Source organism: Mycobacterium sp. URHD0025 (assembly GCF_000426065.1).
Classification (GTDB): Bacteria; Actinomycetota; Actinomycetes; order Mycobacteriales; family Mycobacteriaceae; genus Mycobacterium.
In genome coordinates this window covers 478,536-492,985 of sequence record NZ_AUEQ01000007.1, presented here as the reverse complement: position 1 = coordinate 492,985, position 14,450 = coordinate 478,536, and the positions used below count along the sequence as shown (strand labels likewise).

The 14,450-nt window shown below is 63.5% G+C and carries 14 protein-coding genes; 3 read left to right on the top strand and 11 right to left on the bottom strand.

Annotated features, from left to right (window positions below; all coding sequences use genetic code 11):
• Nucleotides 1-7: 7 nt before the first annotated feature.
• Nucleotides 8-238 (bottom strand): MbtH family protein, encoded by a 231-nt coding sequence (locus H977_RS0109925; RefSeq protein ID WP_029107721.1) that lies wholly within the window; start codon nt 236-238, stop codon nt 8-10.
• Nucleotides 239-905: 667 nt separating this feature from the next.
• Here H977_RS0109925 and H977_RS0109920 point away from each other — a divergent pair.
• On the top strand, nt 906-2,315 hold the full coding sequence (locus H977_RS0109920; protein WP_029107720.1) for a cytochrome P450: 1,410 nt from the start codon (nt 906-908) through the stop codon (nt 2,313-2,315).
• Nucleotides 2,316-2,342: 27 nt separating this feature from the next.
• Here H977_RS0109920 and H977_RS0109915 read toward each other — a convergent pair whose 3' ends face one another.
• The 3 genes from H977_RS0109915 to H977_RS0109905 form a co-directional block, all read right to left on the bottom strand.
• Entirely contained in the window at nt 2,343-3,608 is a 1,266-nt protein-coding gene (locus tag H977_RS0109915; RefSeq protein ID WP_029107719.1) for a glycosyltransferase, read from the bottom strand.
• 40 nt (nt 3,609-3,648) lie between these two features.
• The gene (locus tag H977_RS0109910; RefSeq protein ID WP_029107718.1) at nt 3,649-4,488 is read right to left on the bottom strand and encodes a TylF/MycF/NovP-related O-methyltransferase; all 840 of its coding nucleotides are present in this window, start codon (nt 4,486-4,488) and stop codon (nt 3,649-3,651) included.
• Between the two features lie 197 nt (nt 4,489-4,685).
• Nucleotides 4,686-5,669, bottom strand: coding sequence for a class I SAM-dependent methyltransferase (locus H977_RS0109905; RefSeq protein WP_029107717.1), 984 nt, complete (start codon nt 5,667-5,669; stop codon nt 4,686-4,688).
• A gap of 200 nt (nt 5,670-5,869) precedes the next feature.
• Here H977_RS0109905 and H977_RS0109900 point away from each other — a divergent pair, with 200 nt between their 5' ends.
• Entirely contained in the window at nt 5,870-6,658 is a 789-nt protein-coding gene (locus H977_RS0109900; protein ID WP_029107716.1) for a GAP family protein, read from the top strand.
• 41 nt (nt 6,659-6,699) lie between these two features.
• On the opposite strand, the gene H977_RS0109895 is transcribed toward H977_RS0109900, so the two are convergent.
• Both H977_RS0109895 and H977_RS0109890 read right to left on the bottom strand, forming a co-directional pair.
• Complete coding sequence (locus H977_RS0109895; protein WP_502691152.1) at nt 6,700-7,428, bottom strand: class I SAM-dependent methyltransferase; 729 nt, start codon at nt 7,426-7,428, stop codon at nt 6,700-6,702.
• Between the two features lie 103 nt (nt 7,429-7,531).
• Entirely contained in the window at nt 7,532-8,812 is a 1,281-nt protein-coding gene (locus H977_RS0109890) for a glycosyltransferase (protein WP_029107714.1), read from the bottom strand.
• 410 nt (nt 8,813-9,222) lie between these two features.
• On the opposite strand from H977_RS0109890, the gene H977_RS0109885 reads away from it, so the two are divergent.
• Nucleotides 9,223-10,011 carry a GAP family protein gene (locus H977_RS0109885; protein ID WP_155946579.1) on the top strand — a complete coding sequence of 263 codons (789 nt, stop codon included), beginning with the start codon at nt 9,223-9,225 and terminating at the stop codon, nt 10,009-10,011.
• A 19-nt stretch (nt 10,012-10,030) separates the two neighbouring features.
• On the opposite strand, the gene H977_RS0109880 is transcribed toward H977_RS0109885, so the two are convergent.
• The 5 genes from H977_RS0109880 to H977_RS0109865 all read right to left on the bottom strand — a co-directional run bounded on the left by H977_RS0109880 (nt 10,031) and on the right by H977_RS0109865 (nt 14,422).
• On the bottom strand, nt 10,031-11,317 hold the full coding sequence (locus tag H977_RS0109880) for a glycosyltransferase (RefSeq protein WP_029107712.1): 1,287 nt from the start codon (nt 11,315-11,317) through the stop codon (nt 10,031-10,033).
• Nucleotides 11,318-11,423: 106 nt separating this feature from the next.
• Nucleotides 11,424-12,803, bottom strand: coding sequence for a hypothetical protein (locus tag H977_RS0109875; protein ID WP_029107711.1), 1,380 nt, complete (start codon nt 12,801-12,803; stop codon nt 11,424-11,426).
• Nucleotides 12,803-13,816, bottom strand: a complete 1,014-nt coding sequence (locus H977_RS0109870; protein WP_502691159.1) for a sulfotransferase family protein — start codon at nt 13,814-13,816, stop codon at nt 12,803-12,805. Before H977_RS0109870 ends, H977_RS0109875 begins: the two co-directional genes overlap by 1 nt.
• On the bottom strand, nt 13,768-13,911 hold the full coding sequence (locus tag H977_RS35215) for a hypothetical protein (RefSeq protein WP_155946578.1): 144 nt from the start codon (nt 13,909-13,911) through the stop codon (nt 13,768-13,770). Before H977_RS35215 ends, H977_RS0109870 begins: the two co-directional genes overlap by 49 nt.
• A 172-nt stretch (nt 13,912-14,083) precedes the next feature.
• Nucleotides 14,084-14,422, bottom strand: coding sequence for a hemophore-related protein (locus tag H977_RS0109865; protein WP_036475535.1), 339 nt, complete (start codon nt 14,420-14,422; stop codon nt 14,084-14,086).
• Between the last annotated feature and the right edge of the window lie 28 nt (nt 14,423-14,450).

The window sequence follows — 14,450 nt, the reverse complement described above, 5'->3', positions numbered from 1 at the left end:
CTGACGACTATTGATCAACAATCCGCCCCTGCGCCAACCTCTCTCGCAGACTCTTCGGTCGAATGTCGGGCCAATGTTGCTCGATGTAGTCCAGGCACGCGGCGCGGTCCGCCTCGCCGTAGACCACCCGCCACCCGGCCGGAACATCCGCGAAGGCCGGCCACAAGCTGTGTTGCTCCTCGTCGTTGATCAAGACGAAGAAACTGCCGTTGTCGTCATCGAATGGATTGATACTCACCGGCGCTCCAGACCATCTGGACGAGTTAAATGGAACACGTTCTAAACCTAACCCAGACGCCTCGGCGGGCAGGCGTTTTTAGGGAAATCGTCAATATTTGCTGAATGTCATCTGGCGGTGGTGATGCGATACGGAGCCGACTGACGCGACCACTGTTAGCGTGGCGAATTAGCCACTGAGCCTTGGCTTGAGCCCGGTAGAGCACTCGTCGATGCAGTCGACGCCGCGCGTTTCACCGATGGTGTCATAGTGTGCCAAAATTGCTGACTTGCGAGAGGCTCCTTGCTGGCGTCGAACCAGAGGGTCGACTACGACGGCCTTCGGCCTCTCGGCAATACGAATTCAACTGATCACATCGCGCTATGCATCCGCTCAGCGCTTCGCGATCAACGGGCATGCCGATACCGGCTCGGGACGGTCTGGGCTCGAGTCATCTGCCACACCATGCACACCACTCACGTGTGCCACTGCGTTGGCGACGGTATCGGCCGAAATTGCCCCCCACCCAAGCCGACAACGTACCGTTGGGAAATACCGTAGAGCCAGAGCTGCGACCGTGGATCGACACGGAGTACGTGCTCCCCCGCGACGGGTGATCAACGTCGGTCACAGCCCGAGGTCGTCGTGTCGGCATCCGTACCGTCTAGTAGCTAGGGATCACGCAGAAGTGAGCAATTTCGCGAAAACCGCACTGCCGCCTGGACCTCCACTTCCCATGGTGGTGCAGTCCGCGTTGATGGCCGGCTTCGGTTTACGCTTCCTGAGCGGCTGCCAACGCCGCTATGGCGACATGTTCACCTTGCGCAATCCGCTGTCGGGCACGGTTGTCTACCTCGCGGATCCAGCCGACATCAAGACGGTGTATGCCGGCGACCCCAAGGTTTTTCATTCCGGTGAAGCGCATTGGTTCTTCCGGGGTCTTCTCGGCGACAGCTCCCTGTTTGTGCTCGACGAGGAAGCGCACCACAGCTTGCGGCGCCTCACGATGCCGGCATTTCATCGTGATGCCGTCGCGAACCAGGCTGCTCAGATGGTCGAGATCGCTGCCGCGAACATCGCGGGTTGGCAGGTCGGCAAGAGCTTCCCGGTAGCGCCCAAGACGACCGAGATCACGCTGGAGGTGATTCTTCGGACCGTGATCGGCGCCAGCGACCCGACGCGGTTGGCCGCGTTGCGCAAAGTCGTGCCGCGCCTGCTCTACATGAAGCCGTGGGAAACACCGGCGATCACGAAACCGAGCCTGCGGCGCCACCGTCCATGGCGAGGAGTGGGGCGGCGATTCGCGGAGGCCGACGCCCTGCTGTACGCCGAGATCGCCGACCGTCGCGCCGATCCCGGCCTCGCCGAACGCACCGACGTGTTGGCCATGCTCGTCCGTGCGACCGACGACGACGGCCGCGTGATGTCCGACAGCGAACTGCGTGATCAGCTCCTGACCGCGATCGCAGCCGGGCACGAGACCACCGCGACGGCCTTGTCCTGGGCGCTGGAACGGCTGACCCGGCATCCCGCAGCGTTGGCCAGGGCGGTGCGGGCGGCCGATGCGAGCGCGGCGGGAGATCCTGCCGGCGACGAGTACCTCGACGCGGTGATCAAGGAGACGCTGCGGATCCGTCCGGTGCTGTTCAGTTCGGGCCGGATCCTGAAGGCGCCGGTCGAGGTTGGCGGCTACCGGCTTCCGGCCGGAATCATGGTCGACCCGGCGATCGGGCTGGTACACGCCAGTCCCGCGGTGTACCCGGATCCGGACAGGTTCGACCCGGATCGAATGCTCGGCACCACCCAGAGCCCGACAACCTGGCTGCCGTTCGGCGGCGGAAACCGCCGGTGTCTCGGAGCCACCTTTGCGATGGTCGAGATACGGCTCGTCCTGCGTGAGATTCTCCGCAGGGTCGAATTGAGCACCACCACTGCAGCCGACGAGAAGCAAAGGCCGAAACATGTCACCTTCGTGCCGCATCGTGGCGGGATGATCCATGTTCGAGCGATCAGGGACACCGCGCCGATATCAACGATGTCCATGGCGCCGACGCAATGTCCTGCCCACGTTCACGGATCGCACGACTCGCGGCGCTGACGCGCCGCGAAGCTGATTGACGTTCGGTCACAGCCGGCCGAGGCCCGCGAACTTCTCCACGAGGTCGGCGGTGGCCATCACACTTTCGGCCGGCTTGGTCATTTCAGTGGCGACCTCTCGGGCGCGGGCCGCATACTGCGGGGCGAGGATGGTGCGCAGGTCGGCGACCAACGACTTTTCGGTGGTTCCCGAAAAACGGCGGGCAGTACCGACTTTCAGTCGTTTCACCCGGGTACCCCACAGCGTCTGATCGAGGTCGGTCGACAAGATCAACGTGGGAACTCCGGCCCGCAGTCCCGCGGCCGTAGTGCCCAATCCCCCGTGATGTACGACTGCGCGGCAGGCGGGAAAGGCGGCTGAGTAGTTCATCGCCCCGACGACTTTGACGTGATCGGATGGCGGCACGTCGTGCAGGTCGGTCCCGGCCGAACACACCAGCGCCCGCTCACCCAGCTCCGCACATGCGGAACTGATCATCGCGAGTGTCTTGGCGCCGGACTCCATCGGCAAGCTGCCGAAGCCGAAGAAAATCGGCGGTGTTCCGGAGGCGATCCACGAAGCGACCTCGTCATCGGAGTCGCCGGGCAGATCCATCGTCAGAGCACCGACAAAGGGCCGTTGATCAGACCATTGCGCCCATTCGGCGGCAAGGCCCGGAAAGCAGACTTCGTCGTACGCCTGGATCTCCAGACATCCGCGCTCGGTGAGCCGCCACGGTGACGGCGATGTGGCCTTCGGCAGCGCCAGTTCACCGCGCTGGATGCCCTCGACCTTCTTCGCGTTGCGCCACGCGATCCACTCGGAGGCCTTCATCGTGGAACGGCCCAATGGTGCGGGCAAGAACGGCACGAACTGGCCGTTGGCCCGCAACGGGAACAGGTGAAGGGTGGCCAACCGGATGTCGTAATACTCAGCGACATTGCCGGCGGCATCCTCGAAGTTCACGCCGGTGAACAGCACGTCGGCACCCTCGGAGAGGGACGTCAGCGTCGCGATGATCTCCTTCCAACACTGTAGGAACGGTGCGACGACCTCGCGTCGCAACTCGATCAGTTCCCGAACCTTCCAGAAATTGTGGAAGAAGTGCGTCCAGAAGTCGCGGTGTGCATCCAGTACAGCCTGCAGATCCGGACCATACGGAACCGCCGCCGGCCCGGCCGCCTCGGCGAACGAAACCAGATCAGGCGGGACAGCCATCTGCACATCGTGCCCCCGGCGCAGCAGCTCACGGCCGACGGCGACCAAAGGCTCTATGTCACCGCGTGTTCCGTAGCTCGCCAGGACGAATTTCATGGCAGATCGTGGCCTTTCACGTGCGTTGCCGAACCCCTCGCTACGCGCGCCACAGCACAGCAGTTCCATCGATGTCGACGATCTCGGCGGTAATCCCATGCTCCGCCCGGTAGTCGGTGACCGCTTCCCGGCACGGCTTGAGATCGTGGTAGTCGTCGATGACGCAGAAGCCCCCTGGAGACAGCCGCGGGTAGAGCGCGTCGAGGGCCTGGATCGTGGATTCATACAGGTCGCCATCGATCCGAAGTACGGCGATGCGATCGATCGGCGCATCCCGCAGGGTGTCCTTGAACCAACCGGGTAGAAAACGGACCTGGTCATCGAGCAGGCCGTAGCGCTGGAAGTTAGCCTTGACCTCGGTTTCGGGCACACCCAGGATGCCCGCAAGGCTCTGGGTTCTCAGGCCTTTGTCGGCTTTGTAGTTCTCGGGGTCTGCCGGCGGCAGACCCTCGAACGAATCCGCCACCCAGACACTTCGCGTCTCATCGCCATAGGCCGCCAGTACGGCACGCATCAGGATGCAGGCCCCGCCGCGCCACACTCCACATTCGATCAGGTCGCCGGGGATGTCCTCGGCCAGTACGGTCTCGACGCACCGCTGCAGACTGGTAAGTCGCTGCATTCCGATCATGGTCTCGGCCTCCGCCGGCCAATCGATGCCCAAGTCCCGCTTGTGCTGAACGAGCGTGCTGCGGTTCTCGTTCGGAGTGGCGCGTGCGAGTCGATGCGCCCCACCGCGGACCATCATGCGATTGAGCGTCTTGAAATAGAGACGGCGCCGGAGTGTCCACTGCGCCGGCATTCGCTCATGCATCCCATACCTGGTGAGGTTGCCTCGGATCAGGTCGAGGTACAGAGATCGAACGTCGTGATCGGTCACGTGAAAAGGGCCCCCAGCTTGTATTTCCAGTTGGTTTCGATGACTCTAGCCTCGAGCCGGTATGCACTCGGCTGGGTTCGCCGATTCGGATTCAACAGTTGGCTCGTCTGGTGCGGCCCGGCCGATGCGCCAAGGTCGGTGAAGGGAATTGACGACGGATCGATTGCGGCAGAGCAGGTTTCCGGCTGCCCGACGCCTCACATCGCCCGCAGGACGAATCCGGTCTGGTCTCCGCGCTGCTGCTGGTTGAGCGATAACGCGCGTTTCTCCCATTCCCAGAGCTGCTTGGGTCCGAACATTCGAAGAATCTTGGGGTCTGTCACCGCAACGTCGCGTCGATAGGCCTCGCTGCCGAGGAACTGGCCCAGATTCGAATCGTCAAACGTCCTGACCACCCGCAGCCCGGCCCTCTCGGCCGCCACCGCCATTCCCTCACGTGACGGTATGACCATGTGCCGAGGCGCATCGGCCTGCACCCAGTCCGCGCGGTAGGTGGTCCAAGCATCTGACGAGGTCGTGGGCACACGAGCCAGGCACATACCTCCCACAGCGAGCTTCTCGTAGGCAACTTTGAGTGTTGCGACCGGGTCGGGAACATGCTCGAGGGAATGATTGAACATCAGGAGATCGAATGTGCCATCCATGTCGCTCAAATCCCGTTTCATCAATGGCACGCCTTCGGCGGACTCACCGTCGGCCGAGATGAATGGATCTGCTCCGAGCAAATTGTTGAATCCAATTCTGCTCAAGCGATCGAGCAGTGCGCCGGTTCCGCAACCCACGTCCAGGATTCGCGCGTGACGCTCGACTTCAAGTTGAGCCAGCATCCTCACGACATCGCCTCCGAGGAGTACCCGGAAGATTCCCTCGGACACCCGGGCCTTGATGAGCGCCCCCGCCAACCGATTGCCGCCGCCACGCAGCTTATATGCATCATGTTGGGTCACCAGCCAGCGGAACGCGCTTGGTTGGGCCGACGCGCTGTGCGAGTAGTAGTTTGGCGGGTAATGGCGCATGAGATCTTCGCCCTCCAGCGCATCCTGGATCTGTAAGGTGTCGCACGCAGCGCAGCTGAAATATTCAAACAGCTCCCGAGTGCCGAACATCATCTCGCGAACTTCGACTGTCTGATGCGGGCCGGTCGATCCGCACAGTCGGCAATCTCTGGTCACCGCGTTCACTCGCCCAACCTCAGAGAACTCGTCGCCACTGAAGGAGGATAGCGTTTGCCGGCCCGGCCCGTGCCGAAACCGTGATGCCGCAGGGTTCGGCACGCAGGCGAAGTTGGCTCTGGCAAGCCGACTTTGGCGCGCCGTGACCGCTCGGAGCAACTAGGGCGAAAGAGCCGACAGCCCGGAGCAACCTGGGTAGTGTTTCGGCGGTGTGGGGTTCGGTGTTAGCTCTAGGAGTTCTGGTCGGGCTTGATCCCATGCGCCTTGGCATCACCCTTCTCGTGATCTCACGACCACGGCCCGTGCAGAACCTGCTCGTGTTCGGCGCCGGCTGTGTGACGGCGTGTATCCCTACGCTGGTGATTCCGCTGACGCTGCTGCACCTCACGCCCATGTTCAAGTCCACCGCCGAATCATGGGCCAAGAGCTCCACGGGCGGTTACATTCAAATCGGCATGGGTTTGGTCGCGCTCACGACGGCCACGGCGCTGACCGTGCACTTCTGGGCGCGCCGGCGAGCGGAGGTGTCCGCTTCGGGGGGTGGCGCGTCGACCCTGGTGTCGGAGGCGAATACGTCGACACCGGTCTCGCGACTTCTGGCCCGCGCGCGAGATACCCCGGCAGAGGGCGGGTCGGTGTTCCGGCGGTTGTTGCGGCGCGGGCACGACGCGTGGCAAGACGGATCCCTGTGGGTCTCGTACGTGATCGGATTCTCGTTTGCCGGTGCGCCGCCCGACGTGGCCCTGTTCCTGCTGGCGATCGTCGTGGTCTCAGGAGCCGCGGTCGGCACCCAGATCACCGCGACCATCGCGTTCGTCGTAGGGATGCTCGCCGTGGTCGAGATCGTCCTCGTCAGCTATTGGGTCGCACCCGCGAGAACCGAGGCCATCTTGCAACGGCTGCACGATTGGGCGTGGGCTCATCACCGAAAAATCCTGGTGGCCATGTGCATACTGGCCGGCACGATGCTGATCGCCAAGGGTTTGAACAGCATCTGACCTTCTCACTCCGGACCCATCGCCTGCAGGCTGCCACCGGTTCAGGAGCGACTGGCCACCGCGACCGTGGGGCCGAGCCCGCGCCGGGTCCGAAACTCGACCGTGATGGACGGGTCGGCGTGATGGCCCAGCGCGCGCAGAGCCGATGGACTGTAGGCACGGAGCGAACTTATGAATCCGTCGTGCTGCAACGGAGAGATTCCGGTGAGCGGCAGCACCACCGCCAACAATGCGATGTGCAGGGGCGCGGGCGGCCTGGGAAGGTCGACTATCAGCAGCTTCTTCGCTGCCCGGGTACCCGCCGCGAACACCCGGGCGGCGAGTTCAGGAGGCAGATGGTGCAACGACAACGCGAACACCGCAAGGTCGTAATAGCCTTCCGGAGCATCGATTTCGGTGGCGTCCATTTCGCGCACCGTGGCGCGTGGGTGTCGGCCGAGGTCGCCCTGTGCCATGCCCGCGACAAATGCGGGCTCGATGTCGGTGACCGTCACCTGAGCGGTGGGATGCTTGTCCAGTAGTTTGCGCGACAGTCCGCCGAGGCCGGCTCCGAGCTCGAGGATCTTCGGAGCGGGCACGTCGGCCACCTCGTCAAGCGCCATCCGGGCGCACCTCTCGTGGATACCGATCCTCCGCCGTTGGCCGGCGCGGTCGAGTGAATCCATGACCTTGCGTTTCAGATCGTCGACATCGTCGCGATCCAGGTACTCCAGCCGATTGGTCTGCAATCTCCGGTCCAGCCATGAAGCGTCCGGTCCGCCCCGGGGCATGTTCGCAATGTCGCGGGTTCTGCTATCCACGTAGACCAGAGCTCCAAGAGATTTCGGGGTGACGAACCTGTCGCGTCGAAGGCACCGGCCTACGCCGAAGCCCTCAGCCCACGCGCCTGAGTGCGGCGAACTTTTCCAGCAGGTCGGCCGTGGCCGCAACGCTTTCGGCGGGTTTGGTCATCTGGGTAGCGACTTCGCGGGCGCGAGTCGCATACCGTGGCTGCAGAATCGTCCGCAGATCTGCGACCAACGACTTTTGTGTAGTAGCCGAAAGACGCCGGGCTGTACCCACTTTCAGCTGCTTGATCCGGGCGCCCCAAAGCGTCTGATCCAGGTCGGTCGACAGGATCAACGTGGGAACGCCGGCGCGTAAGCCCGCGGCGGTGGTGCCCGCGCCGCCGTGGTGCACGACGGCGCGGCAAGCTGGAAAAGTGGCTGCATAATTCATGGTGTCGACGACTTTGACATGGTCGAAGTGCGGGACGTTGCTGAAGTCACTGGCCCCGGCGCACACCAGTGCCCGCTCCCCCAACTCCACGCAAGCCGCACTGATCATCGCGAGCGTGTCAGCGCCTGAATCGACGGGCATGCTGCCGAAGCCGAAGCAGATCGGCGGTGTTCCGGCAGCAATCCAGGTAGCGATGTCGTCATCGGTATCCGTCGCCAACTCCATCGTCAGTGCACCGACGAAGGGCCTTTGGCCGTCCCATTTCGCCCATTCGGCGGCCAGCCCGGGGAAGTAAATCTCGTCGTAGGCCTGGATTTCCAACGAGCCGCGCTCGGCCACCCTCCACGCGGAGGGACCGGTCGCCTTCGACAGGCCGAGTTCCTTTCGCTGCGGATCCTCGAGCCGCTTCATCATGGGCCAACTGAGCCACTCCGACGCCCTCATCATCGCCCGAGCGAGCCGCGCAGGAAGGGCCGGAACGAGCTGACCGTTGGGCCGTAGTGGGAACACGTGCAGCATCGCGAACGGAATGTCGCACGCCTCCGCGACGTTGCCTGCGGCCTCCTCGCCGATCACACCGGTGAACAGCAGATCCGCGCCGTCTGCCAATGACATCAGCGTCTTGCTGACCTCCTGCCAGTACTGGTCGAAGAGATGCCACTCCTCACGCAACAACCCGGCGAGGTCGCGGACCCGCCAGAAGTTCTTCCAGAATTTGCGCAGGAAGCGCGCCCAGAAGTCGCGGTTCAGGTCTTGCCACACACGCACATCGGGCCCGCAGGCCGTTGCCGCCGGCCCAGCGGTCTCGACGAACTCGACCAGATCGGGCGAGACGGCCATCCGGACTTCGTGTCCGCGGCGCGACAACTCACGGCCGACCGCGAGACCGGGCTCGACGTCGCCGCGAGTCCCGTAGAAAGCCAGCACAAATTTCATCGCGGAGACCTCGAGCCTTTCAGATGTCACACCCATAGAGGTGCCAAGAGACTTCGGCCATTATCCCGATCCCGCGTCAATTAGGGTCCAAAACCGAGCAGCTGGATCGGGCGAGAACCTGTGCGTCGTCCGATGAAGATCACATGGATCCAATGGGCGAGCGGCACCCCAATCCCATCCCCCGCCACGACGTCTGGCCGCTACGAGCAGCCGTGCGGACGGATTCAGGCCCGCGCATCGTCCTCGCCGCCACGCCTCCCAGCGCGGCGGTCAAACAGGAACCACACCAGTCACTCTCGGCACAGCACGACAAGTGTCGCCAGCCACGTTCCGACGTCATGTCCGCTCGGTATGCCGAATCAAGATCGGCGGCGTGGCCAAAGCGCCAAAATACATGCAAGCAGCAGGTAGTGTCCCGGGCCGTGTGGGGCTCACTACTCGGGATGGCCGTTGTGATGGCGTTCAACCCCGCCCTCTTGGCCCTCATCCTGCTCGTGATCTCCCGTCCACGTCCGGTCCAGAACCTGCTCGTGTGCTGGATCGGCTGCCTCACCACGAACATTCCCGCCCTGGTTGTCCCCGTCGTGCTGCTGCACCGTGCTCCGATGTTCAGCCCCCAGGCGCCTGCCGCAACCGCAGCCACCCGCCACATCCAACTGGGCATGGGAGTGCTCGTGCTGTCGGTTGCCGCGCTGATCGCGGTACGTTTCTGGGTGCGTCGGCGGGTGCCCGTCCCCGCCGGCAGCGGCAACAGCTCGAGCCAGGTCTTGGAAGCGGACGGGCCGGCCCCGATCTCGTCGCCGTTCGCCGGCATGCAGGATGCGGCCGAAGGCGAATCCGCGATCCGCCGGCTGTTCCGTCGCCTTCAAAGAGCTTGGGACAGCGGCGCTCTGTGGGTCGCTTTGGTGTGCGGCATGGGGTTCCTACCGGGTTTTCCGCTGGTGCTGTTCGTGGCGACCACCGTCGTGTCCTCCGGGACCACGACGGGTACGCAGATCCTCGCCGTCATCCTGTTCGTGGTCGCGATGTTCGCCGTCTTCGAGGTCGCAGTTGTCAGTCACCTCATCGCCCCGGTGCGCACTCAGGCGGTTCTGCAACCAGTCCACGACTGGGCGCTGGCGAATCGCCGCCAGGTGATGATAGGCATCTTCGTGATGATCGGGGTGCTGCAGGTGGTAAAGGGCCTGGGCGTCATCTGAATTGAGGATGTGTGGCCGGTCATCCCACGTCGGTCAAGAAGCCTCGATCCGCAAAACTCTCCAGAAGATCTGCGGTGTTGGCAACGCTTTCGTCCGGTCTGGTCATCTGAGTAGCGACCTCACGGGCTCGGGCGACATATTCCGCATCGAGAATCGTGCGCAGGTCGGCGACGAGGGTTTCGCTGGTAGCAGACGAGATACGCCGGCCCAAACCAACTTTCAGCCGTTTGACACGGCCTGCCCAGATCGCCTGATCGAGTGCCGTCCAGAAAACCAGCATGGGGACTCCGGCGCGCAGCCCCGCCGACATGGTGCCCATGCCGCCGTGGTGCACGAGCGCGCGGCAGGCAGGAAACACGGCTGCGAAATTCATCGTGTCCACGACCTTGACGCGATCGGAATCAGACATCTGCCCGAATTCGCTGGAGCCGGCGCACACCAATGCCCGCTCACCCAATTCAGCGCAAGCGGACTCGATCATGGCGAGGGTGTCGGCCGGAGATTTGACCGGCGTACTGCCGAAGCTGAAGAAGATCGGCGGCGTCCCCGCAGAGAGCCACGCGGCGACGTCATCGTCGCCGGCCGTTGTCAACTCCATCGTCAGCGCCCCAACGAAAGGCCTTTGGCCATTCCACTTCGCCCATTCGGTGGCCAGCCCGGGAAAGCAAACCTGGTCGTAGGCCTGGATTTCCAGTGATCCCCGTTCGATGATCCGCCGTGGCGACGAGACTGTCGCCTTCGGCAGACCCAACTCACGGCGCTGCGCATCGTCGAACTTCTTGACCCCGCGCCAGTTGGCCCACTCGTACACCATCAGCGCGTAACGCCCCAACGTCGGTGACAGGAATCCGAGCATGCGACCGTTGGGACGCACCGGTGAGACATGCACGGTGGCCAACGGAATACCGTAATACTCCGCGACATTCACCGCGGGCGGCTCGAAATTCAGAAAGGTGATGAGCAGGTCGGCGCCGTCGGCCAGCGACGTCAGCGTCGTCGAGATCTCCTCCCAGAACGTGACGACGGATTCCCCGATCTCGCGCATCTCGCGCCATAGTTTGGCCAGTTCTCGGAACTTCCAGAAGTTGCCGAAGAAACGGATCCAGAAGTCGCGGTGCGCATCCGACCACACCGCTGTGTCGGGCCCGTAAGGCACCGTCGGAAGTCCGGCCGCCTCAGCGAAGCTGACGAGATCAGGCGAGACCGCCAAACGCACATCGTGCCCGCGGCGCTGCAACTCGCAACCGATCGCGACGCAAGGCTCCACATCGCCGCGAGTTCCGTAACTCGCCAGCACCAACTTCATAGCGCTTCTTTCGACATGGGATCTTCGGTCAACCTGTTGCGAACAACGCCGTAGCACCGGATGTTCGGTCCGAAAAGTAAAGGCTACCCACGGTTTTACGGCTACGTCAGTGGATTTCCCCAGTAAGGCCGAAATCGGTGAGCGTTTTCGCGGCAAGTTCACGCAAAGCGCACGTGGTGTTCTCTGCGCCGGGCTGATAAGCACCGACACTGATGAAGATCTTGCCGCTGATGCGTCCGGAGAGGATGACGGTGCGGCCGCCCGTTCGTTCGAGAAGCTGTCGCGATTCACGCTGCCCGGTCGTTCGTGCGTTGGCGTAAGCGGCCACGGTGCCATCCGCCTGGCTGATCAACGAACTCAGATCGCCGAGGTAAGAAGAGAACACCGGCTGGTCTGGATCGGCGGGCGCCCTGGCCACCATCTGTTTCAGCATTCGCTTCGGTACGAACGACGGCAGCCACAGCAGCTGCTTGGACTCCTCTGGTGTCTGCTTCAAGTCCGTCAGCGATTTCTTGACCGCAGCCCGGATCTCGCGCAGATCCGTTGTGGCTTGGGTCGGATCGATCGTGACGCGCGCGTACGACAGCGCCATCGCCCGCGTGTCGTCCACTGACGTACGGTCGCTGATCGGGACCTGGAGCGTTACGGCGCCATCGTCTGCCCGTACGCGCCCGATACGTTCTCCGAACTTGGCCGCAAAGGCGGCGGCCAGTGTATGACTCGCTCCGCCGAGAGATTCTGCTCGCGCGTCCCACTCATCCAGGTCGACGAAAATGGTGAGGGCGGGTACGAGGACGACGTCGTCCACGCCGACCGCCGTGGTGGGCGCAGGACGCGGGGCCGGTGAACGCGTGCCTTCCGCCTTGGTGCGACTCTGCTTCCTGGCCGATTTCAGCGCAGTGACAAGCGCCCTCGCGGCGTCCGGAACGTCCCGCGCGGTTTGTCGGACATCCTCGCCCAACGCACGCAGTCGTGTGCGCGACAGCGGCGGGGGGTACCCGAGGTCGCGCGACTTCCCCAGGACACCCTCGACGATCACGAGCGCGAGACCGAGACCGTCGATCAAGTTGTGCGAAAGTACCAAGCTGACACCGGTCGAGCCGTCATCCAGCGAGACGACCCCGACGTGCCAACCAGGACCCGATTCCGCATTGACGGGCAGCTGCGAACGTTCGTCCACCCAGTTGGCGAATTCAGCGCGCGGACGGGTCGATTCGGCGATGTCCGAGTGTCCACGATCCACCACCCACCGATGCCGTGCGATGGGTAGCGCCGGACGCTCGATGCGACGTCCCAACAACCCTTGACCGAGAAAGTGATGAAAACGGCGTATCCCTGCGAGATCGGCAGGACGGTCATACAGCCAGGTGACCTGAATGACCACATTCATCCCTGCGGCATGATGCTCCGCCAACAGGGCTTCGTCTGCCAGAGCGAGCCGATTGTCGGGGCGTGCAGATCGTTTGGATGCGCGCCGCGTTCCCATCAGGCCCACGTTCCACGGCGCCGGTGAGCCATCGCGACGACCTCGTAACGAAACTTCAGGACCGCCGGGCGGATGAATCGATTGAGCTTGTGCAGGCGAAGAGAATTCTCGAACACCTTCCGGAAACCCTGTTCGGTCGCCCGGTATTCGGCATAGACGCGGTCCAGCGCAGCCTGGTCCCAGCTTTCGTCGCGCGCCGCCGCGTGCAGCGTGTCGTAGACGACAGACATCCAATCGGTGCCGAACGTTTCCTTCACCGGGCCCGTGTGCCGCTGGCGGTGAAGATCAGGTGTGAGGAACTCCTCGATGGCGGCCTCCTCCCGCGTCTCGAGATCGATCCCGAGAGCTACTGAAATCCGTTTCACCTCCCGACGCCAATCCTCGAGGAGATTGGCGTACTCGACGAACACGCGCGGCACGTCACGGGTATCTCTCTCGGCCAGCAAGTTGAATTTCAACCACAGCGCACTCCCGAGCTCCGGCAATGTCAAGAAGTCCGCCGCACCCGATGCGATGACTTCCTGCGGGGGGCGCACCATGTTCACGACCGCGATGTCGAAGCCGGCCAGGCGCGCGGCCTCGAACCACAAACTGGACAGCAGCGTTATCTGCAGATCTTTGATGAGTACGAGCGGCGCTGCCGGCAACGTGGAAAGAAACTGTCCGATCTTGTTGATGCAGGCGGCTTTCTGGTCGGAGTCGAGCCCACCTTCCTCCTGCAGGCGCAGCGATGCATCGAATACGGCACTCCCGTGGCTGCGCAGAATCGTGTTGTTGAGATGGAGGGACGCACGCGGCTCCCAGTAACCACGTGGGTTTCGCGGGTCGGCGCCCGACAATCCGGCCGGGAGCGTAGCGCCACACAGGGACAGGACCCGGGTAACCGCCGACGTTCCAGATCGAGGCACTCCCAACACGAACAAGGCGACCGGGCGGTCTGTGGACCCGCTCTGTCCGGCCGGGTTCACGAGAACAACTCCGCGATCGGTGCCGCGGACAGCTCCGTAAGACATGGGGCGGCGGCGAACCGGTCGATGTGCGCCGTCGCCGGATACAGGGAAGGAGTTCCCGCGGCGTGCTGCGCGACGTGGCATCGGCTCTGACTCATGACGGCAGAGTATTCGGACATGCGGTGCTGCCGTCGCGAATTGCCATATGCCGCAGGATCTCTTGGCTGCCGGGCCGGCTGATGTCGCGACATCCGGGCACCAGAAATCCACATCAGCCTGCTGGGCACCGCAGGCTCACCATGAGCTGAGACGGCGGCCCCCATTGTTGGATCAGAAGTTGGTGCAGGTGTTGAACGCTTGCTCGATCGTGCCCAGGTACGGCTGAAACATCGGAGCATTGGCCACGTCCTGGGCCGTCCGTGCCCGCTTGGCCGGCGGGTCGGCGAGGAATTGACGTAAGCCACGCTGCAGTATGGGCGATTGGTCGAACGCCATGCGGACTTGCGGATCTTGCGCATCGAGTGCCGATACCAACTGCGGGTAGCTGCATGTCGTGTTGATCGCGGAGTCCAAGTTGGGCCCCGCGGATGCGACGCCGATCCCAGCGGTCAACGACAATGCCAGGCCTCCCAGCCCGACAGCCAGGCTGGTCAACGACGGACGGAACATATTCAAAACTTCCTCCCTACCATTGCTC

Bases quoted from the DNA above. Each gene is read 5' to 3' on its own strand.
- H977_RS0109915 (WP_029107719.1), bottom strand. From the start codon at position 3,608: ATGAAATTCGTCCTGGCGAGCTACGGAACACGCGGTGACATAGAGCCT.
- H977_RS0109895 (WP_502691152.1), bottom strand. From the start codon at position 7,428: ATGCCCCGGGGCGGACCGGACGCTTCATGGCTGGACCGGAGATTGCAG.
- H977_RS0109890 (WP_029107714.1), bottom strand. From the start codon at position 8,812: ATGAAATTTGTGCTGGCTTTCTACGGGACTCGCGGCGACGTCGAGCCC.
- H977_RS0109880 (WP_029107712.1), bottom strand. From the start codon at position 11,317: ATGAAGTTGGTGCTGGCGAGTTACGGAACTCGCGGCGATGTGGAGCCT.
- H977_RS0109875 (WP_029107711.1), bottom strand. From the start codon at position 12,803: ATGGGAACGCGGCGCGCATCCAAACGATCTGCACGCCCCGACAATCGG.
- H977_RS0109870 (WP_502691159.1), bottom strand. From the start codon at position 13,816: ATGTCTTACGGAGCTGTCCGCGGCACCGATCGCGGAGTTGTTCTCGTG.
- H977_RS35215 (WP_155946578.1), bottom strand. From the start codon at position 13,911: ATGAGTCAGAGCCGATGCCACGTCGCGCAGCACGCCGCGGGAACTCCT.
- H977_RS0109865 (WP_036475535.1), bottom strand. From the start codon at position 14,422: ATGTTCCGTCCGTCGTTGACCAGCCTGGCTGTCGGGCTGGGAGGCCTG.